General features: G+C 36.2%; 16 protein-coding genes and 4 pseudogenes. 5 read left to right on the plus strand and 15 right to left on the minus strand.

Annotated elements, in window-relative coordinates:
• Positions 1–32: 32 nt before the first annotated feature.
• Positions 33–1,265 (minus strand): cell division peptidoglycan polymerase FtsW, encoded by a 1,233-nt coding sequence (gene ftsW / locus ACOMA9_RS02835; protein WP_049533093.1) that lies wholly within the window; start codon positions 1,263–1,265, stop codon positions 33–35.
• Between the two features lie 280 nt (positions 1,266–1,545).
• On the opposite strand from ftsW, the gene ACOMA9_RS02840 reads away from it, so the two are divergent.
• The 5 genes from ACOMA9_RS02840 (at position 1,546) to lysS (ending at position 6,057) form a co-directional block, all read left to right on the plus strand.
• Positions 1,546–2,382, plus strand: a complete 837-nt coding sequence (locus ACOMA9_RS02840) for a glycoside hydrolase family 25 protein (RefSeq protein WP_247906402.1) — start codon at positions 1,546–1,548, stop codon at positions 2,380–2,382.
• A 126-nt stretch (positions 2,383–2,508) separates the two neighbouring features.
• The gene (locus ACOMA9_RS02845; protein ID WP_151380328.1) at positions 2,509–3,351 is read left to right on the plus strand and encodes a DUF368 domain-containing protein; all 843 of its coding nucleotides are present in this window, start codon (positions 2,509–2,511) and stop codon (positions 3,349–3,351) included.
• Positions 3,351–3,833, plus strand: coding sequence for an aminoacyl-tRNA deacylase (locus ACOMA9_RS02850; RefSeq protein WP_003023920.1), 483 nt, complete (start codon positions 3,351–3,353; stop codon positions 3,831–3,833). Before ACOMA9_RS02845 ends, ACOMA9_RS02850 begins: the two co-directional genes overlap by 1 nt.
• Before the next feature lie 12 nt (positions 3,834–3,845).
• Positions 3,846–4,487 (plus strand): histidine phosphatase family protein, encoded by a 642-nt coding sequence (locus tag ACOMA9_RS02855; protein WP_247906403.1) that lies wholly within the window; start codon positions 3,846–3,848, stop codon positions 4,485–4,487.
• An 82-nt stretch (positions 4,488–4,569) separates the two neighbouring features.
• Positions 4,570–6,057, plus strand: coding sequence for a lysine--tRNA ligase (gene lysS, locus ACOMA9_RS02860; protein ID WP_151380326.1), 1,488 nt, complete (start codon positions 4,570–4,572; stop codon positions 6,055–6,057).
• 226 nt (positions 6,058–6,283) lie between these two features.
• Here lysS and ACOMA9_RS02865 read toward each other — a convergent pair.
• The 14 genes and pseudogenes from ACOMA9_RS02865 to ACOMA9_RS02930 all read right to left on the minus strand — a co-directional run.
• Positions 6,284–7,546: pseudogene (locus ACOMA9_RS02865) on the minus strand (type I restriction enzyme endonuclease domain-containing protein); the annotation flags it as partial.
• Positions 7,545–8,036: pseudogene (locus ACOMA9_RS02870) on the minus strand (N-6 DNA methylase); the annotation flags it as partial. The pseudogenes ACOMA9_RS02870 and ACOMA9_RS02865, both read right to left, overlap by 2 nt.
• Positions 8,037–8,055: 19 nt before the next feature.
• The gene (locus ACOMA9_RS02875) at positions 8,056–9,180 is read right to left on the minus strand and encodes a GmrSD restriction endonuclease domain-containing protein (protein WP_330944904.1); all 1,125 of its coding nucleotides are present in this window, start codon (positions 9,178–9,180) and stop codon (positions 8,056–8,058) included.
• A gap of 9 nt (positions 9,181–9,189) precedes the next feature.
• On the minus strand, positions 9,190–9,780 hold the full coding sequence (locus tag ACOMA9_RS02880) for a DUF262 domain-containing protein (RefSeq protein ID WP_330944905.1): 591 nt from the start codon (positions 9,778–9,780) through the stop codon (positions 9,190–9,192).
• Between the two features lie 256 nt (positions 9,781–10,036).
• Positions 10,037–10,930, minus strand: coding sequence for a DUF6414 family protein (locus ACOMA9_RS02885; protein WP_247936990.1), 894 nt, complete (start codon positions 10,928–10,930; stop codon positions 10,037–10,039).
• Between the two features lie 109 nt (positions 10,931–11,039).
• Positions 11,040–11,848, minus strand: a pseudogene (locus ACOMA9_RS02890) (KilA-N domain-containing protein).
• Between the two features lie 166 nt (positions 11,849–12,014).
• Positions 12,015–12,621, minus strand: a pseudogene (locus ACOMA9_RS02895) (type I restriction-modification system subunit M N-terminal domain-containing protein); the annotation flags it as partial.
• 86 nt (positions 12,622–12,707) lie between these two features.
• Positions 12,708–13,274, minus strand: a complete 567-nt coding sequence (locus ACOMA9_RS02900; RefSeq protein ID WP_330944906.1) for a GrpB family protein — start codon at positions 13,272–13,274, stop codon at positions 12,708–12,710.
• Positions 13,275–13,428: 154 nt separating this feature from the next.
• Positions 13,429–14,517: a glycerol dehydrogenase gene (locus ACOMA9_RS02905; RefSeq protein WP_247936985.1), complete on the minus strand. Its 1,089-nt coding sequence runs from the start codon at positions 14,515–14,517 to the stop codon at positions 13,429–13,431.
• 30 nt (positions 14,518–14,547) lie between these two features.
• A complete protein-coding gene (locus ACOMA9_RS02910) occupies positions 14,548–15,216 on the minus strand; it encodes a fructose-6-phosphate aldolase (RefSeq protein ID WP_330944907.1) in 669 nt (222 codons plus the stop codon).
• A gap of 14 nt (positions 15,217–15,230) precedes the next feature.
• Complete coding sequence (locus ACOMA9_RS02915; RefSeq protein ID WP_247936983.1) at positions 15,231–17,672, minus strand: glycyl radical protein; 2,442 nt, start codon at positions 17,670–17,672, stop codon at positions 15,231–15,233.
• A 167-nt stretch (positions 17,673–17,839) separates the two neighbouring features.
• A complete protein-coding gene (locus tag ACOMA9_RS02920; RefSeq protein WP_003032486.1) occupies positions 17,840–19,141 on the minus strand; it encodes a PTS sugar transporter subunit IIC in 1,302 nt (433 codons plus the stop codon).
• A 2-nt stretch (positions 19,142–19,143) separates the two neighbouring features.
• The gene (locus ACOMA9_RS02925; RefSeq protein ID WP_151380160.1) at positions 19,144–19,464 is read right to left on the minus strand and encodes a PTS sugar transporter subunit IIB; all 321 of its coding nucleotides are present in this window, start codon (positions 19,462–19,464) and stop codon (positions 19,144–19,146) included.
• Positions 19,465–19,484: 20 nt separating this feature from the next.
• A complete protein-coding gene (locus ACOMA9_RS02930) occupies positions 19,485–19,808 on the minus strand; it encodes a PTS lactose/cellobiose transporter subunit IIA (protein ID WP_003023891.1) in 324 nt (107 codons plus the stop codon).
• Positions 19,809–19,967: the final 159 nt, after the last annotated feature.

The following is a 19,967-nucleotide window of genomic DNA, read 5'->3' on the forward strand; positions in this document are numbered from 1 at the left end:
CACCTTTCAATAAGCTTTTGCTCAATCTAACGTTAGCGAATAATTCTTAAACCGTGATTGGTTTCTTCGATTTCTCTATACAAACTTTCTCGTTTTTCATTGGCATCAATGTTTAACACAAAAGCAATCGCTACGGATAATACCAACAAACTATTTCCACCTTGTGATAAGAAGGGGAAGGTGACACCCGTCGAAGGAATCAAACCGGAAATTCCTCCAATATTGACAAACGTTTGTGTCAGTAGCATTCCACCGACACCAAGAGCCATCATAGAATTAAATGGATCTTTCGCTCGAATTCCCACAAGAATAATCCGCAAAATAAGGAAAAATAAGAGGGCTAAAATCAAGCTGGCACCGATAAATCCAAATTCTTCAATAACAATGGAAAAGACGAAGTCTGTCTGTGCTTCTGGCAAATAACCACGTTTTTCGATAGAATTTCCTAATCCTAAGCCAAACCAACCGCCATTACTCATGGCATAATAGGAATTAGCTAGCTGGTGACCTGCACCTGATAAATCTTTAAAGGGATTAAAAAAGGCACTAAATCGTTTTGCTACATAGCCAAACACAGGAACCTGAGCAACTTTTTCCACACCAATCAACCAGATGCCTGCTAAAACCGCTGTGGAAAGAGTGACCAATATCCCAAGAAGAGTTGAAAACCAGCGATAACCAATCCCACTAACCGTTACCATGATTAAGGTCGTCAGCAAAAGAATGGTCGCATTCCCCAAGTCAGGCAGCGCTGCCACAATCCCAATGAGCACCACGACCAGAATTCGCCAATCGTTCAGTGCACGTGGAATCAGTTGATTTCGTGTTAAAGCCTGATAGTCATACATTGCAATTTCATCTTGCTGATGAGAAAACCGCTGTGCTAAAAACCAAATCAGAATAATTTTTAAATACTCAGCCGGCTGGAGACTAATCGGACCAAATCGCAACCAACCATGTGCACCATTGATTCGGGCACCAAGGAAGCGAGATAAAATTAAAAGCAAGATTTCCACAAAAATAACAATGACAATCAGTCGATTGTCTTTTAAGAAATCTAACTTTATTTTGTAAATTAAAGCAATGGCAAGTAAGCTGATTACCCAGAAAATTCCTTGATTTAAAACAGATCTGAGCGAATTTGCTCCTACCTGTACTAAAGTGGCACTTGATGTCGAATAAACAACTATCAATCCCAAAATAGATAAAATCAAATAAGGAATCAAAATGGAATAATTCAGCAGGTGGCGTTTATCAATTTTCATAGTTCACCTAATATTATTAAATTTTCACCGAACATTATACCATTTTCCAAGGTAAAAAAAAAGTATTTAACGAACGGTATTTTTTAAATCCTTGCAGTATCTAGGCTAAACTTTAACTAAAAAAAGAACAATAAGCTGAGTCTATGAAAAGGATTTATAAGAATTCTTCACCATTATGTCCAATAAACCGCTTTCTTTAATATTTCAATTTGATGACAAATACTTATTTTCTACTAGTTTATTTTGCTTTTTATCTGACTTTACGTTAAAATGAAATTATATGAGAAAGAGGATTAAACCGCTTGTTGTCTTTGTTTTCTTTGTTAGCTTCATTGCGATTATTTTAGGAGTGAAGCATTATTCAGAGAGCAAGGAAACTAAACAGCAAAAGGACGCTATTACACAAACATCAGCTACTTCTCAGTCAACTGATACTTCAGATTCCGATGAAGCAGACAAACCCTATAAACCAATCATTGACTTGTCCGGCTGGCAATTGCCAAGCGATATTAACTATGACGTACTAGCGAAAAATGTTTCTGGCGCCATTATACGCGTGCATAGCGGAGCACAAGCAAAAAAAGAAAATGCAGCTACACACTTAAACGGAATTGATAAATCCTATCAACGCCACATAGAAGAATTTCAAAAACGAAATATTCCTGTCGCTGTCTATGCTTATGTGGCTGGTAGCAACAAGAAAGAAATGCAAAAAGCTGCCGAAAATTTTTATAAAGCTGCTTCAAAATACAAACCTACCTACTACTGGCTAGATGTTGAAGAAAAAACTATGGATGACATGAATGCTGGTGTTGAAGCTTTTCGCGCTAAGTTAGCATCATTGGGTGCTAAGAACATCGGGATTTATGTCGGAACCTATTTCCTTGAAGAACACAGTATCTCAACTAAGAAATTCACAGCTATTTGGATTCCAACTTACGGCTATAATGACGGTTATTACAACGCTGCCCCTAAGACAGACTTGAAATATGATTTACATCAATACACATCACAAGGCTCAATTAGTGGTTTTGCACATGATGTCGATCTCAATCAGCTATCTCCTTTAAAAAATCAGACAAAAACATTTAAAAAGTTATTTGGTAATGGAAAATAATAACTCTGTAATAGTTTGAATCGAAAACTTTGCAGAGTTTTTCTTTTCTTCTCGTCCATTTATCACTACTTTCTTGTTTCTAAATATGATATAATAACTAGCATAGAAAAGTTTAGGGAGTAATGGATGATTTCTTGGTTGATAAGAATTTTAAAGGGAATTATCATCGCGCTAGGATTTATTCTCCCCGGGGTATCTGGTGGAGTTTTAGCTGCTATTTTGGGAATTTACGAGCGGATGATTTATTTTTTAGCGCATATAAGGGAAAATTTTCGGGATAATATGCTTTATTTTTTACCTGTTGGCATTGGAACGGTTTTAGGAATTGCACTATTTTCCCTGCCAGTTGAATATTTACTAGAGCATTATAAAATCATTGTTTTATGGGGATTTGCAGGAGCGATTATTGGTACAATTCCAAGTTTACTAAAGGAATCTACTAGAGAATCTGACCGCGACCGAACCGATGTCATTTGGTTCGTAGCCACTTTTTTCATTTCTGGGGTTTGCCTTTATTTCCTCAATAGTTTAGTCGGAACATTGCCAGCAAATTTCTTGACTTTTATTTTAGCTGGTGCCCTTATCGCACTGGGAATTCTCGTTCCAGGCTTGAGTCCTTCAAATTTACTTTTAATTTTGGGACTGTATTCTCCTATGCTGATTGGATTTAAATCTTTAGATATTTTAGGAACCTTTTTGCCAATCGGAATTGGTGATCTCCTCGCACTTGTGATTTTTTCAAAATCTATGCATTATGCTTTAGAAAATTATCATTCTCGAGTATATCATTTTATCATTGGTATTGTCTTGTCTAGCACTGTTCTCATCTTGGTACCAAACCCTGGAAATAGCGAAAGTATTCATTATGCTAATACTTCTATCATCACTTTAGTTACTGCTGCCTTCTTCTTTGGTTTGGGAACTTGGCTGGGCGCTTGGATGAGCCAATTGGAGGAAAAGTATAAATAATGGCTAAAAAAACAAAAATTAAGAAAACTCTTGTAGAGCAAATTTTAACAAAAGCAAAAATTCCTCACAAAGGCCTTCAAATCAATGCTTTAGAAGGACAATTGCCCAAAGGAATAGAGCGCTCGCAGATTTACAAAACATTGGCTCTAACAGGCGATAAAACAGGGACAATTATTGGGATTTTGCCCATAACAGAACATCTAGCTGAAAAAAAGCTGGCCAAAATATCTGGTAACAAAAAAGTAAGCATGATTCCGCAAAAAGATTTAGAAAAGACGACTGGCTACATTCACGGAGCAAATAATCCTGTCGGCATTCGTCAAAAACACCACTTTCCTATTTACATTGACAATTCAGCTTTAACAGATGAGACTATTATTGTATCGGCTGGAGAATTAGGACACAGTATTGAAATTAACGCAGAGGATTTAGCCCATTTTGTTGAGGCGACCTTTGCAGATTTAAAAGAGGATTCAAAATAGAAAGGAAACTGTATGAAACTCTACTTCGTTCGACACGGGAAAACTCAATGGAATTTAGAAGGACGCTTTCAAGGAGCCAATGGTGATTCACCGCTGCTTGAGACTTCTATTGAAGAATTGCACTTGCTTGGAAAACACATGGCTCACATTAAATTTGACAAGATTTTTTCAAGTGATTTACCACGCGCAATGGCAACTGCACAGATCATCTGTAGTGAAAATCAATATTCATCAGTTGTTGAACCACATACAGAGCTACGCGAATGGCAACTTGGCTCCCTAGAAGGACAGAAAATCTCCACAATTACCGCCATCTATCCTCATCAAATGGAAGCTTTCCGTCATAATCTGGCGAAATTTAACAACTCTATTTTTGGTGCAGAATCAGTCTACAATACTACACGACGTACAATAGACTTCATTAAATCACAAAAAGAACAATCTTATGAAAATCTTCTTTTTGTTGGTCATGGAGCGAATTTAACTGCTTCTTTACGTTTGTTATTAGGGTATGACTTTGCTCAACTTCGTCAGCAGGGCGGTCTTACAAATGGAAGTGTCACCATTCTTGAAACACAAGATTTTGAGTATTTTACACTTCTTGATTGGAACAATCTTAACCACTTAGAAACAATTGAAACTGTGAGCGTATAAAATCACGGTTTTTCTTTATTTATAGGTGAATTTCTGCCTTATTTATGATAGAATGAGGAAGGTAAACTTTAGGAGGAAGAATATGACTACTGAACATATTGAAGAATTAAATGACCAGCAGCTGATTCGTCGTGAAAAAATGGCTGCTTTAGCAGAACAAGGTATTGACCCATTTGGTAAACGTTTTGAACGTACTGCAGATTCTGCCCAATTAAAAGAAAAATATAATGATAAAACAAAAGAAGAACTGCACGAATTAGCTGAAACTGCTACAATTGCTGGCCGCCTTATGACCAAGCGTGGTAAAGGAAAAGTCGGTTTTGCTCATATCCAAGACCGCGAAGGTCAAATTCAAATCTACGTCAGAAAAGATACTGTCGGCGAAGAGAATTATCAAATTTTCAAAAAAGCAGATATTGGGGACTTCCTTGGTATTGAAGGTGAGGTTATGCGTACAGATATGGGAGAGCTTTCGATTAAAGCAACTCACATTACACACCTCTCTAAAGCACTTCGTCCATTGCCAGAAAAATTCCACGGACTGACAGACGTTGAAACGATTTATCGTAAACGGTATTTGGATTTGATTTCCAATCGTGAAAGCTTTGAGCGTTTCGTGACTCGTAGCCGCATCGTTTCTGAAATCCGTCGCTATCTTGACAATCAAGGATTCCTTGAAGTTGAAACGCCTGTGCTACATAACGAAGCTGGTGGTGCTGCTGCTCGTCCGTTTATCACCCATCACAATGCGCAAAATATTGATATGGTGCTTCGTATCGCGACTGAATTGCACTTAAAACGTCTGATTGTTGGTGGTATGGAGCGTGTTTATGAAATGGGACGCATTTTCCGTAACGAAGGAATGGATGCCACTCACAATCCTGAATTTACTACAATTGAAGCTTATCAGGCTTATGCAGACTTTGAGGATATCATGGACTTGACAGAAGGGATTATCCAAAGTGCGGCGAAAGCTGTCACAGATGCTGAAAGTGTCCCTTATCAAGGTACTGAAATCTTTATCGGTCGCAAATTTGCACGTAAACACATGCTAGAAGCCATTAAAGAACAAACTGGCATTGATTTCTGGAAAGATATGACTCTCGAAGAAGCGACTGCGCTGGCTAAAGAACATCATGTAACAGTTGAAAAACACTTTACGGTTGGTCACATTATCAATGCTTTCTTTGAAGACTTTGTTGAGGACACCTTGATTCAGCCTACATTTATCTATGGGCATCCAGTTGAAGTCTCACCTCTTGCTAAGAAAAATGCAGATGATCCACGCTTTACCGACCGCTTTGAACTCTTTATCGTTGGGCGCGAATTTGCCAATGCCTTTACCGAGTTGAACGATCCAATTGACCAATTATCGCGTTTTGAAGCACAGGCCCAAGCCAAGGAACTCGGAGATGATGAAGCGACTGGTATCGACTACGACTATGTAGAAGCTCTTGAATACGGTATGCCACCAACTGGCGGCCTCGGAATTGGAATTGACCGCTTAATTATGCTATTGACAGATGTCACTTCTATTCGTGACGTATTGTTGTTCCCTACGATGAAGTAAATCTACAAAAAGAGCAGCTGTCTTCAAGCTACTCGCTATCAATAATAAGGCTCTATAATTTCTATAGTGGGTAACTCCATTTGGATATTATAGAGCTTTCTTTTTATTTATATATAGATTTATAAACGCTACAGTATAAAAACTCAACTTAAAAGCACAATAAGGAGAGAATTAACCATTTTCTCTCCCAATGCTAAGATATTCTCATTCTACTACAATGATTCTTTTATTTTTCAGCAACCATCAATCCGTCTAGAAAAGAATAACTTTCATAGTTATTATCAGGGTTATCTGTCCACATTTCACATTGCTTGATAACTGTCACAATAGCGTCTTCAACACCCTCCGGTGGATATTTGTATTTCCTAAGGAGCCGTTTAACAAGCATGCGCATACGAGCACGCGCAGAATGTTTTTTCTGCCAATCAATAGTTCTGCTTTTGCGCAATGTCTCAGTTAATTCATGAGTCATTGCAACAAGCTCATCATTTTCATAAAAATCTTTGACTGCTTGTGGTTGCGTCAAAGCATCATAGAAAGCTAATTCTTCATCGGTAAGACCTAAAGAATCCCCCTCTTCGTGAGCCTTCGCCATTTCTTTGGCCATTTTCATTAATTCAGCAATAACTTCTTCATTCGAAAGCATGCCATTCAGATATGCTCTCATCGCTCGCGAAAGAATTTCAGAGAACTTTTCGGATTTGACTAAATTAGTTCTTTGATATAAGGTAATCTGCTCCTGTAATAATTTTTTTAAGAGTTCTACCGCTATGTTTTTTTCCTTCATTTTAGAAATTTCATCTAAAAATTTAGGATCAAATAACGAAAATCCTGTATCAATATCTGAGAATAAATTAATGACGCCTTCACTCTTGATAGAAGCTTTTAGTAACTCATTGATACGATCATTAATATCTTTCAAAAAAAGCTTTTTACCCTCCCCAGTTATTCGTGTTAGCAATGTTCTGACTGCTTCAAAATAAGCTGCTTCAAAACGTTGCTCAGGAGTAAGCAAAGAACGACAAAGTGATAACGCTTGGCGTAAGAGTAACGACTCTTTTATGAAGAGCTCTTTCTTCTTCTCCTTGTCTACACTTGACAAGAAGTTTACCCCGCCACTAATTGTTTTAGCTCTGATTAAATCACTTGATTTAGAGAGCATGAATTCTGAATAGTCAAACCCATAAAACAAATCACGACAGACCTCTAGTTTTTCGACAAACTTTGGTAAAGCTGTCTTAGCTATATCAGTGTCCCCAAAGTTACCTTTGTCTCGATTTGTATAATCGTTCATGGCTTGCTTTAAAGCACTTGCAATACCGATATAATCAACTACAACTCCACCCTCTTTATTTTTGTATACACGATTAACGCGAGCGATTGCCTGCATAAGATTATGACCTTGCATTGGCTTATATACATACATGGTTGCAAGGCTAGGAACATCAAATCCAGTCAGCCACATATCAACGACGATAGCAATCTTAAAAGAGATTAGCAGGAAGAGCTATACTCCCCTCAATTAAGTCATCTTCGATAATTTTTTTACGAATGTCCCCTTCACCGCTCTGAGTCGATGAGAGTGAGCCATTCGCCAGAACAAAGCCAACCTTGCCATTACTAGGATCCATGTGATGAATCCAAGCATAGTTTGCATTGCTATTAGGTGGCGTTCCGTATTTCCAGCGAATATCATCTTGCAGCTTATCTACTCCCCAGTTAGAAAAATTAAAGGGTGGATTAGCCATGATATAATTAGCTTTTAGTGTTGGATGTAAATCATTGAAAAAACTGTTCGCTTGATGCTCACCAAAATCCGCATCAATACCTCGGATAACCATGTTCATCTTAGCCATCTTCCAAGTATCAGCGTTGGATTCTTGACCAAAAACAGATAAATTATTAATATTTCCACTATGATTCTCTATAAACTTAGCTGACTGAACAAACATACCGCCTGACCCAACTAATAAATCGTAAAAGATCTAGTTACTCTCACTAGTTGCTTTTATTTAATATATTATCATAATAATACTCTCCCAATATTTTGGATCTTTCCTCTATATCATTTTCATTAAAATTTGGATAATTATTGCAAAAAATTCGAATTTGATTATATTTTGATTTTTTATATACTTCTAATTTCTCTTCATAGGCTAGATCACTAGCTTCATTATTTAAATCAATTTCTAAACATATTAAATTTCCAATGAATAATGTGTTATCGTTTGATATATCTTCGTTAATTATGTGTTCTATAGATGAATCTATACTATAAACTTCGCTATTATTTAATTTTGATGAAATTTTATTCAATACATATTTTGTTATTGTATTAGTTGGAGACTCTTCTTTAGAAAACCTGAAACGTACAAAACCTGAAAGAAACTCTTCTTTTTGGGGATATCTGTCCTCAAACTCTTGATATAAGTATTCCTTTAAAATATTATTTGTATCACTTTTATTTTCGCTTTCTCGCAATTTTATTGCTAGCTTAGAAAATCTTGACTCATAAATATTTGCTTGATTTTTTAATACTCCTGTATATGCGAAAATAAAATTTTCAATGTAATTAACCGCATCCTTGAAAGCTTTTGATGATATTTTGTCATTTGATTTAAGTTCAAATAATGCTAATAGTGCTATTCTTGCTTGTGTAACGCCAAATGTTTTCTCTATAGCTTTTAAACTCTGGATTAACCAATTACATTCTTTTCTGTTATCATAATCATCTATATTAGGACTTACTATTTTCATATACGTCTCTGCTATAGTACTTAAATCTTCAACAAATTCCTCATATGATTTTTTATTAGATTTAATATGTTTTTTAAAAGAATCATATAGCTTTGAATTAGTTGTCTTTTGATATTTTGAAATCCAATAATGCCTATAAAATGTAGCAAATCCAATATTGGGATTTCTACTTCTCAATGTAGTTTTAATTCCCTCCCATTTATTTTCTATAATCTTATCTTTTGCATTATCGTCAGCATGAAATTTAGAATATATACTATTTTTAATTAAATCAATACTCGCAAGGTTTTTTCCCTTTGCATTCAATATTTCAAATATCTCATAAGCCGAATCTTTTTCTTCAGTTAAAATAGATATAACATTCATCTGAAGAATCTAATCTCTAATTGCTATCAACAAATCTTTATAAAGAGTATTTTCATTGAAATCATATTTCCCTTTTAACTTCATCTCCTCCAACTCTGACTCAAAATAATTATAGGTTTGTTTTATGTTAATTTCTTCTTCGGTTACAGGTTCAACATCTGTTTTTTCAATTGACTGAACATATGCTTCAAAATATGGGTATGAGGTAATACTTTTTAACTTAGGAATAGGCCTTCCATAATCATCTTTTGTTTTAATATATTCAAATGTTGCTTCTGCTAAATCTTCTTCTTTTATATTTTTGAATTTATTGGTTAGAACTGATAACAATATAGTAATAACTGTAAGTCTTTGTTGACCATCAATAACTTCTATACTTTCATCTTTTTTTTCAGATCCTGAGAAAACCATAGTGCCTATAAAGTAATCTGTGTTAATTAGCTTTTTATCTTCCTGTTTTATTCCTTCAAGTATATCTATAAAAAAGGTGTTATAGTAATACTTATCCCAGCTATATTCTCGTTGAAAATTCGGAATACTCATCATAGGATATGAACGAAACATTGTTTTAATTGTTTTGTTTTCTGGTGTAAATTTCATTTTACCTTCCTCCTATTAATAATTTTTCTATAAATTTAGTCCTTAAACTCAGTGTTCATCGTTACTATCTGCCGTTGTCGTAATTATGACGCGAGATCCACCTGTTAATCATATGGTCATATCAATACTTACAGCTAATAAATTTTCCGTCTATTCAAGTAGATTGTTAATCCTATAAACTGGGATTTAGAAATCCACATATTTGAAAAATTTACCTCTTAGAAATACTCGTTTTACTGTTAGTATTCTTCTTTATTTAAATATAAATTGCAATAGGAATTACAATAACAGCAGGACCAGTTATTTTTGTTTTCAACTCAGGCAAATTGAATTGTTGCATATCAGTTGTTTTAAATGCTGAAAACATCTTATTTAATAATTCTTCTGATAGGATAGATAATGAAGTTTTTCTAAGAAGATCAATGTTTTCCGTATCTTTTTCACATATGGATATTACTTTACCAAGAACTTTAAAACGACCACCAATAATTTCCGATATATTGTCATTTGTAAGATATTGTTCTTGTACCGATAGCACTGTCATTCCTTTGGAATCAGACAAAATAAAATCAATTGTACCACTATGTTTTAACTCATTAGCAAATGACTCAATTTGTTTTATAGTTTCATTTTCTTTTTGCTTTTGATTATTTGCCTGTTTTTTATTACCTAGCTGTGGTTTTTCAGCAAAAATTTCAACCATACGAAAAAGGTCAATAAAAATATCCATATAATTTATTAGCGGATTTTTTTGTAATTCTCCTTCAACTTCAATAAAATCACCTACTTTCATTTTAGAAAAATTAAAATCTGAATTCAACATCTTATGTTCTAACAAAAATCCACGGAACTTGGACAAAAGAGAAACATTTGTGTGTACCTTTTCTTTAACAACACTTTCATTTTCACCCTTGTTTCCATCATGGCTTAATCCACCAGAAATATTAATTCTTAATAGTTTACTTAAAATAGTAGCAGATGTTGAAACTCCTGCATCGACCTTTTGAGCAGAATGATTTTCTTTATGTTCTGTATAATTGATCTGACTCACCATTGAAAAACCATCTTCCATAATAGCAAGCATATCTAAAACAATTTTTTCATTTATATATATCGGAACAATGAGTCTGCCTAAATTTATATCGTTCATTATTTTAATTCCTTTATTGCTTCTCTTTTTCACTTGCAAATTCAAATTTGTTTAGCTTTTTATTCTTTGAAAACAATTATTTCTTTTCTTCTAATCTTTTTATACCACTTTAATTAAGTTTTTCAAGTGACATCAGTTGAGTTCTTGCAAGCTTTCTATGTTCTATCATTCTTTCTTTTGGGTCCATTCATTTACCACTAAGAACTGCATTGTTGCTTTCCATATTGGCAAGTACCAATAATTCATTTAAACTTGCATAGTCTCTCATATTACCCTTTAAATCTAGATTTTCTTCCTGCCGCTGTTTTGCTCTTTTGTTAAATAAGGCAACATTGAGCATATCTGCTTCACTTGCGTATCTATAGGATAATTGCTAGTTTGTTAGATCTCTGAAGAGATATTCTTTAATTGCATCTGTATGGATTTTTTAGTTAATATTGGAAATTTCTCGATTAAGATTCAATCCCAGTGACAAACTTGAATCTTCATCTGATTTAAGTCTTTTATAGTCTTGAATAATGTAAAGCTTAAATTCTGGCGAAATCCATGAAGCAAATTCCATTGCTATATCAGTATGAGCAAATGTGCCTCCATATAGTCCTTACTTAGAAACATACCTATTGCATTTGTCTTTTCAATCCATTTTTGTGGTGACAATGTAAATGCGTTACTACCTGCTTCATTTCTAAACCTATCGAATTCGATAGGTTTAAAATCTGGATTATGCATTGATTCTCATAAACCTAAAAATTGAATATTGTCTTTGCCTCTCAACCAGTTATTAATAACAATAAATGGTTCATCACTTTTATATCTTGGAATATCCGTTAAACTTATATAGTCATTTTTAACGTCTTCAGTATAAATTTGAACAGCAAAACCTTTTGCTTTAATCATGTCTTTTTTCACCTTAGACATGTGAATTCCTCCTTTATGCTGATGTACTGTTTACAACATTTATTTCCGTACTAACTGTTCTAAACAGCACACCACTATTCATTTTTTTGATTTTAAACTTTGGTAAAAGCTCTAAACCCCTTGTATTTACTTGACTATTTGCCCGTGTCATTATTATGACACGAAACCCACAAGCAGGATCATAAACACGGCCTCTATAAGGCTTTAATATTTCTACAATCGTTTTTACGATGCTGGTCGGAGTATAAAATTCACCTCCTCGTTTTTCCTTCATATGCCGCAAACTGTTCAATACAATATTCATAAGCACGCCCAAGTAAATCTTTTTCATTCTCACCTTCATACATTTGAATATTAGTAAAAATGTCTACAACTTCCCCTAAAACTCGCTTATCTAAGTCTGGACTGGCATAGATTTGAGGAAGGACATTCTCTAGACTCGGATTATCCTCTTCGATTTCACGCATGGCTTCATCCAAGACTGTGCCAATTTCCGAAGAATGGGCATGACTCGCAATAAATTGCCATCTAGCTATTTCAGGGACGAAGAAAATATTCTCCTCTGAATATGCATCAGGATCATTCTCAAATCCGTCACCATCTGCAAGTAATTGTTGGTATTTTTCTTCAAAAGCATCTGATACATATTTTAAAAAGATTAGACCGACAATAACTTTTCTGTACTCTGACGCTGAAATGTGCCCCCGAAGTGAATCTGCAGCATCCCATAGTTCCTTTTCAAATCCAATATTTGCGTTTGATTTTTTCGCCATTTTATACTCTTTTCATATTTTAGTTACATTCATTTTACCACATTTCAAGTAAGGAAAAAAGCACCATCACAGCGCTCGTGTCTATTTTAATATCTTCCTATAAATTTTTCTTTTGCAACCTTAGTGTATCGTTTAACAAACTTACGCTTTGCATCAGTATATCCGTCTCTATCATGTTCAAATTTCTTCCATAAGTTCAGCTTTAAATGTTCATATTCTTTCGCTACATTATGATTCTCACGTAAGTAATCTCTGAAATATAGTTCATCATTATCTCCGACAACTCTAATGTGAAGATGAAAGACTTTTTCTGCAAAACCTTGCTCTGTGTATCCTTTATTTAATAAGATTCGCTGTGTACTTTGACTCATGCATAACCACTTATTTTCAACAAGAATATTTTTCACTATTTCTAGTTCTTCTGCTAATCGAACCTCAAGTAATATATCTACTATATTCTTTGCCCATATATTTTGAACAGCGGTACTACCAATATGAGATATTCTTACTATATATTTAGCTGATATCAGGGACAAAATAGCAGTTGCTTCCTCATCATACCAATCCGCCCATTCTTTATTATGTTTTACAAGAAATATGGGAAACAACTGCCATAATTCTTCTAAACTCATATCTTCTAATTTTTTACTCAATCTGTCCTCCACTAGTTTGCATTTATTTCTCACATTTATTATCATTATAACATTTTCAATGTGCATCAGGCGTTTATTATTTCTGATTAAAACTTTTAGCTATCACTACACGAAAAAACAAGTCCAATCTAATCGGACTTGTTTCTTTTTATTTTTATAAGGAGTTTACATAACGATCGACTGCTAGGATAGCACCTGCAATATCAGATGCTGAAATCTTAAACGGCATCTGATGAATGGTTTCACCTTCAATAGTAGCTTGCTTACCAACCTTGAGCAAATCATCATAGCTGGCATTTTCTAAATGCATTTCTGCCAAAGTCGTAGGCATACCAATTTTCTGATAGAAACGAATATATTTTTCCAACTCCTCTTTTGGACGTTTTTCAAGAAAGAGCTGTGTTAGCGTTCCATAAGCTACTTTTTCTCCATGAGTCAGATGATGAATATCACCAGTCAGAGCTGTAAATCCATTGTGAATGGCATGAGCCGCAGCCAATCCACCACTTTCAAAACCAACACCGCTGAGAAGCGTATTAGCCTCAATGATATGCTCAAGGGCTGGTGTTATCACCTGCGCCTCACAAGCAGCCAGTGCTTGTAAACCATCTGCAAAAAGAGTTTCTTCACATTTTCGGGCAATAGCTGCGCCTGCTAAAGTCTGTCTTTGTCCTAGCATGGTCTCTCCATTTGCCTGCATAACCGCACGCGCTTCAACCCAAGTCGCTAAACCATCTGCAATTCCAGAAGCTAACAAGCGCTTTGGAGCTTGAGCAATGACCTTTGAATCTACTAAGACGAGCTCTGGATTCTTACTGTAGAAGATATATTTTTCAAATGCACCTTCCTCAGTATAAATTACAGAAAGGGCTGAAGTCGGTGCACCTGTTGAAGCAATAGTCGGTGCAATGACAACAGACACTTCTAATAAATCAGCAATTGCCTTAGCACTGTCAATTGTTTTTCCACCACCAAGACCAATCACTAAATCTGCTCCATCTTTTTCAGCTAAAGTAGCTACCCGATTGATTTCATTATCCGAAGCTTCACCATTAAAACTGACATGCAATACATGAAGTCCATAGCGAGTAAGACAGGATTGGAACTTCTTTCCTACAATTTGATAAACAGTGTTGTCACAAAGCAAAACTGGATGGTTTCCTAAGTTCAAAATCTGTTTTGCATTTTCAAATAAGGCATCTTCACCTTGAATATAGCGAGAAGGGCTTGCAAAAGTTCTCATAAAATACCTCTTCCTACGCAAAAATGGAGATTAGATGTACTTTTGACCATGAATGAATGACCAATCTGCTGCAAAATCATTTACTGCCTTTGAAATAGACGGCATAGCAAAAGCTGATTCAAACACATCTGCGCCTGCTGTGATAGCTTGAGCACCATTTGCAAATGCTTGATTGACTTGACCTACATTCTTAAAGGAAGCTGCTAAGATTTTACTATACGAACCTTCTAATGCAATCGCCGTTGCTAACTGCTCAATGACTGCATCTGCATCAATGTTCAAGTTTTCCATTCGATTATAGTAAGGTGCTAAATAATCCGCACCAGCTTGAATGGCTAACAAGCCTTGGAAAATGGTATAAATAGCAGTTGCCGTAATCTTGTAACCTTCTGCTTTTAAAACCTTTATAGCGGCTAAACCTTCAGGGGTTACAGGTACTTTGACAAACACATTTCCACTACAATGCTTGCGAATTTCAGCGGCATCTTTTAAAATTCCCTGATAATCTTTGGCAACAACCTGAATATGAATGGAAGGAGCTTCCCCAATAATTTCTCTAACTTCTTGGATGCGTTTAAAGAAATTAATCTTCCCCTCTTTTTTAGCGATGGTCGGGTTAGAAGTCACTCCTGCCAAGGGGAGAACTTGCGACCATTTTTTTATTTCTTCTACATTTAATGTATCAAGCATGAATTCCATAAACTGGACCTCTTTTATAATGTGTGTTCTGTACGTCCGATAATATCATCTTGTGTTGCTTTGGAGAGTACATTGAAGAATGCCGAATATCCTGCAACACGCACAATCAAATCACGGTGTTTTTCAGGATGTTTTTGCGCATCAATCAAGGTTTCTCTAGAAACAACATTGTATTGAATATGATAACCGTGCAAACGGTTAAAGAACGTACGAAGTAAAGCAATCAATTTAATTTTATCTTCTTCCTTAGACAAGGTCTGAGGATTCACTTTTTGATTGAGCAGAACCCCCCCAACGATTTCATCTGTCGGCAATTTAGAAACAGATTTCAATACAGAAGTCGGACCATTCTTGTCCATATTGTGAGATGGAGAACAGCCTTCAGCGAGCGGTGTTCCTGCATTGCGGCCATCTGGTGTCGCCAAAGTACCGCGACCTTGACCAACATTGGCTGAAATAGAAGATGTTCCTGAATAGCGGATACCGCCAATTGGACCGCGTCCATAACGGGTATTTGGATATTTAGCAATTTCATCCACATAAATATCATAAGCATCAGTCACCAGCTTATCAGCGTAATCATCATCATTACCATATTTCGGTGCATCAGAAATCAACATCTCTTGAATCTCCTTGCCACGCTCACCTGCATAGTCCGTTTCAAGCGCATGCCAGAGTTCAGCTGGAGTCAGTTTTCCTTCTTCAAAGACTAGCTTCTTGATTGCTGCTAGTGAGTCTGATAGATTGGCAATACCGACTTGGAGACCAGAAATATAGTCATAGACAGCTCCCCCCTCTTTCAAATGCTTACCGCGTCCGATACAATCATCTGTCAAAGCTGAGCAGAGGATATCCGGCACTTCTCTTTCAAGAGACAGGTCGATAGAATTTTCCACGATAACACTCATACGAGTCAAGTGGCGCAAAGTCTTGTCCCAAGCCGTTTGCAGCTCAGCAAAACTCTTCATGTCTTTAAAATGACCGAAGCTTGGTGCAAAACGCTTGCCAGATGCGGGATCAATTCCATCGTTCATAGTGATGAGAAGCACTTTAGGGAAGTTCATGTAGCTCATACCCGTACAACGGTAGCCCCATTTACCAGGCACGGCAGTTTCCACACAACCGATGGCACTATAGTCGTATGCATCTTCTTCCAAAACGCCTTTTGCGATAAAGGATGGGATGATAATCTCGTCATTATTGAAAGCAGGCATTCCAAAACCTAGTTTCATAACTTCTATGCATTCGTTCATAAAACGAGCATCTAGACCAGCATGGTAGCGAACTGTTAAGTTCGGCTGTGGCAAATGCGTCTGTGCAACAGATCTCAAAACCAGATATGAAAGGGGATTTACAGCATCTTTCTTATTACGTGTTTGTCCACCAATTGTCACATTTTGATACAAAGGACTACCAGCAGATGAGAAAGTATGAGCCTGACTGCGTACTTTATTGATCGTAATCGTCTTAATCCAAAGATTGGTTAAGCGTTCGACAATGCTTTCTTCCGTCTCGCGACCAGCTTCCAAGTCCGACTTAACATAAGGATACATGTATTGGTCAAAGCGCCCATAAGAGAGGGAGTGACCATTAGACTCAATCTGTAAAATACACTGGATAAACCAGACAGACTGAATAGCTTCAGCAAACGTTTCCGCTGGTTCGTAAGGCACCTTGGAGCAAATTCGAGCAATTTCCAATAATTCCTGACGGCGCTCTGGGCTTGCAGACTCTGCCGTATCTTGAGCTAATTTGACAAAACGATTCGCATAAGCTTTCACAGCATCCACTACAATGAAAATTGAATCATAGAAATGATATTTATCAATACTAGCCGGATCTGTTAAATCCAAGGTCTCCTTAGCTGCCCGAGCTTTTTCCTCAAAACCTTTCAAACCATATTGAAGCAATTTTTGATAGTTGACTGCCAAGTGAGCATCACCAGAGTTCATCTTTCCTTCCATGCCAAAGAAGCCAGTTTCCATATAAACCTGAACTTCTTCTGGAAGTAAAGCCCCAGCTCTAGCACGGAGGTTATTGTTTTCCCAGAAGGGAGCGATGTTCCGGATTTGTTCTTTGGTTTCCTCTGTAATATAGAAAACATCACCGTCGCGCTTTTCAAAAAGATCTAATTCATTGAGTACAAATTCTAAAGTATACTCTGGGAAAATAGGTGCATCTTTATTAGATGAAGCCTGATTTCCAACAATCATGGTCTCATCTTCAATATAAAGCGTCATATTTTCCAAAATTTCCTTAAGCATATAAGCACGCTTCAGAACATTTGGCTTTTCTTTATGCTCTTGATAAGCTCTTGTTGCAAGAACAGCACGTTCAGCATCAATATAAGGTTTCTTGTCCAGCACATCTTCCCGATACTTGTTCATTCGGTCCGTTAAACTACCAAAATAACTTGTTTGTATCGTCGTTTTTTCTATTTCTTTTACATTAGGCATCACAGCACAACCTTTCTTATGAAATTATTTTTATTTCTTTCGTAACTATTGTAGCATGCAAGATGCAAAAATTCAATCATCTATAATCAATTATCGAATTAAAGATTTTTTGCACATTTGTGCTCAATCAACGTTAAAATAATTTCTTTACAGTGATACAATGTAGTTTATCCTTCCGCTTTCAGTTCATTACTGTAAGCAAGATTGTCTTGGAATTTAAAGAATGGGAAATAGATGAGAGTTGACATAGCTAAAATGACAACTTGGATGAGAGCACCTTGCCATCCTGCCACTAAGAAACCAGAAATAATAGCTGGTGTACTCCATGGCAAGGTCACCCCTGAAAATGGCTGCATAAAGCCAATTGCTATAGAACCATAAACAATTACAGCCGCTAAAACAGGTACAAGAATAAAAGGCAAGAACATGACGGGATTCATAACAATTGGAAACCCAAACACAACTGGTTCATTGACATTAAAGATTGCTGGAAAAGCAGCAACCTTTCCTAGTGCTTTGTATTGTTTAGACTTAGCTGCAAAGAGCATGGCTACCACCAAACCAAAAGTAATACCAGAACCAGACAAAATAAGGAAACTATCCAAGAATTGCTGAGTGACAATGTGAGCACCTTTTCCAACAGATAACTTTCCAGCAGCAAGCAAGGCTTTATTAGCATCCAGATTTGAAAGTAAGAGAGCGGTCACTACACCATTGACAACAGATTGTCCGTGTACACCAAACCACCATAGGAAAGAGATGAAAAAGGCAATACCGATTGCACCGTAAAGGGAACCAGTCAATCCTTGCAGCGGTACTTGAATCACACCATAAATCATTTCGATAAAAGTACCACCCTTTGTCAGCATTTTAGCAAGAATATAGACTACCATGGAAAGGAAGAATATCACAAAAGCTGGAATCATAGCCTCAAATTGCTTGGCGATCGCTTGAGGAACTTGCTCTGGCATCTTAATAACAATATGTTTTTGAATAAACATGGTATAGATACTACCGACAACCAAACCAATAATAATGGCTCCAATAATCCCCTGACCGCCAAACCAAATCTTGGCAATCGCGTCTGTAATTTCTTCACCTTTTTCTGGAATATAAGAAGATTTTAAAAGAATGAAGAAAGAAGACACAGATAACACACCTGCCGGCAGAGGCTCTACACCACTATTTTTAGCATAAGAATATCCTATAGAAAAACAGGAAATCAAACCCATAATCGCAAAAGTTCCTGAGTAAACCTGCATAAATGGCTCGGTCCAATTTTTCCCGAAAATGCCTGCAATCGCCTGATTGAGGCCTTCAAATGGTAACTGTCCTACAATCAGAAAGATACTTCCAACAACTGTCAAGGGCAGAATTGCCAACATACCATCCTTTAAGGCAATAATACCGCGCATATTGACAAATTTCATAATCGGCGCAATAATTTTTTGAGTATCTATTTTAGCCATAACTAAGCTCCTTGTTTTTGTTCCAAAAGCCCCAAAGCGAGATTCAATACTTTTTTACCATCTAGCATGCCATAGTCCGCCATTGGAATGACCGCAATTGGAATATGGTTCTCTTCGCAAATGGCAGCTGACTTATCCAAAGTATAAGCTACTTGTGGTCCTAACAAAGCAATATCCAAGTTTGGTGCATAATCTGCTAACTTGGCCTGAGAATAAGCATCAATCTCAACCTCTAAACCAGCTTCTTTCGCAGCTATTTTCATATTATTGACCAACATTCCTGTTGAAAAACCTGCTGCACAAAACAACCCAATTTTAATCATATCTTCATCCTCCTGATGATTTATTTTTTCACTTGTAATTCTTTTCTCAAGTCAATGATTTCCTTGATAAGATTAATTTCTGTAATACTGGTCATCAAATGATCCTGAGAGTGGACAAACAAAGCTGTAATTTCTGTCTTTGTTCCCCCCGCTTCCTGTGCCAAAAACTCCGTTTGAAGATTATGAGCTTCTAATAATGCCTGATCTGCCAATTCTAGATACTCATTACACTTTTCAAACTCACCATTTTTTGCTAATGATAAAGCTTGGTAAATATGCTGTTTGGCATCCCCAGCATGCAAGATTAACCCCATAATGATTTGATCAGCTACAATCACTTCCATATTTAACGTTACTCCTATTTTTATTTACAAAATATATCTTTCTTTTATTTGAAAGCGTTTTATTTTTGTTTGTAACTCAAATTTATCATCTTTCTCTTATTCCGTCAATATATCGCTGAACAAATTCTCTTTTTTTATATTTATCGCACATTTGTGCTT

It is taken from the genome of Streptococcus atopicus, assembly GCF_049166725.1.
GTDB lineage: Bacteria > Bacillota > Bacilli > Lactobacillales > Streptococcaceae > Streptococcus > Streptococcus hominis.

Coding starts and splice junctions, on each gene's coding strand:
- ftsW (WP_049533093.1), bottom strand. CDS start 1,265: ATGAAAATTGATAAACGCCACCTGCTGAATTATTCCATTTTGATTCCT.
- ACOMA9_RS02840 (WP_247906402.1), top strand. CDS start 1,546: ATGAGAAAGAGGATTAAACCGCTTGTTGTCTTTGTTTTCTTTGTTAGC.
- ACOMA9_RS02845 (WP_151380328.1), top strand. CDS start 2,509: ATGATTTCTTGGTTGATAAGAATTTTAAAGGGAATTATCATCGCGCTA.
- ACOMA9_RS02850 (WP_003023920.1), top strand. CDS start 3,351: ATGGCTAAAAAAACAAAAATTAAGAAAACTCTTGTAGAGCAAATTTTA.
- ACOMA9_RS02855 (WP_247906403.1), top strand. CDS start 3,846: ATGAAACTCTACTTCGTTCGACACGGGAAAACTCAATGGAATTTAGAA.
- lysS (WP_151380326.1), top strand. CDS start 4,570: ATGACTACTGAACATATTGAAGAATTAAATGACCAGCAGCTGATTCGT.
- ACOMA9_RS02875 (WP_330944904.1), bottom strand. CDS start 9,180: ATGAATGTTATATCTATTTTAACTGAAGAAAAAGATTCGGCTTATGAG.
- ACOMA9_RS02880 (WP_330944905.1), bottom strand. CDS start 9,780: ATGAAATTTACACCAGAAAACAAAACAATTAAAACAATGTTTCGTTCA.
- ACOMA9_RS02885 (WP_247936990.1), bottom strand. CDS start 10,930: ATGAACGATATAAATTTAGGCAGACTCATTGTTCCGATATATATAAAT.
- ACOMA9_RS02905 (WP_247936985.1), bottom strand. CDS start 14,517: ATGAGAACTTTTGCAAGCCCTTCTCGCTATATTCAAGGTGAAGATGCC.
- ACOMA9_RS02910 (WP_330944907.1), bottom strand. CDS start 15,216: ATGGAATTCATGCTTGATACATTAAATGTAGAAGAAATAAAAAAATGG.
- ACOMA9_RS02915 (WP_247936983.1), bottom strand. CDS start 17,672: ATGCCTAATGTAAAAGAAATAGAAAAAACGACGATACAAACAAGTTAT.
- ACOMA9_RS02920 (WP_003032486.1), bottom strand. CDS start 19,141: ATGGCTAAAATAGATACTCAAAAAATTATTGCGCCGATTATGAAATTT.
- ACOMA9_RS02925 (WP_151380160.1), bottom strand. CDS start 19,464: ATGATTAAAATTGGGTTGTTTTGTGCAGCAGGTTTTTCAACAGGAATG.
- ACOMA9_RS02930 (WP_003023891.1), bottom strand. CDS start 19,808: ATGGAAGTGATTGTAGCTGATCAAATCATTATGGGGTTAATCTTGCAT.